The sequence below is a fragment of the Anaerococcus lactolyticus ATCC 51172 genome, assembly GCF_000156575.1.
GTDB classification, from domain to species: Bacteria; Bacillota; Clostridia; order Tissierellales; family Peptoniphilaceae; genus Anaerococcus; species Anaerococcus lactolyticus.
This window is the reverse complement of record NZ_GG666107.1, coordinates 1-241: the sequence shown is the minus strand read 5'-3', so window position 1 is coordinate 241 and position 241 is coordinate 1. Positions and strand designations below refer to the sequence as shown.

At 66.4% G+C, this 241-nt stretch carries 1 protein-coding gene; it reads right to left on the bottom strand.

What is annotated here, in order from left to right; genetic code table 11:
* Positions 1–241 (bottom strand): flavodoxin domain-containing protein (locus tag HMPREF0072_RS11445; RefSeq protein WP_004830547.1); only part of this gene is annotated, 241 nt, incomplete at both ends.

Below are 241 nucleotides of genomic sequence, written 5' to 3'. Positions count from 1 at the left end.
CGGCAGTTGGTCGCGGATCGCGTAGTACAGCGGTTGCAGGTTGTCCGGCAGTTCGCCCATGCCGGTGGTCGAGGTCACCACCAGGAATGCCTCGGGGGCGAAGGCCTTGAGTTCGTCGAGGCTGGCGCGGGGCAGATGGGAGGCCTCGAGGCCGGCCGCGGACAGCAATTTCTGGGCGTGCCGGGCGACTTCTTCGGCGGTGCCGTAGACCGAGCCGGAGAGAATGGCGACTTTCATGAAC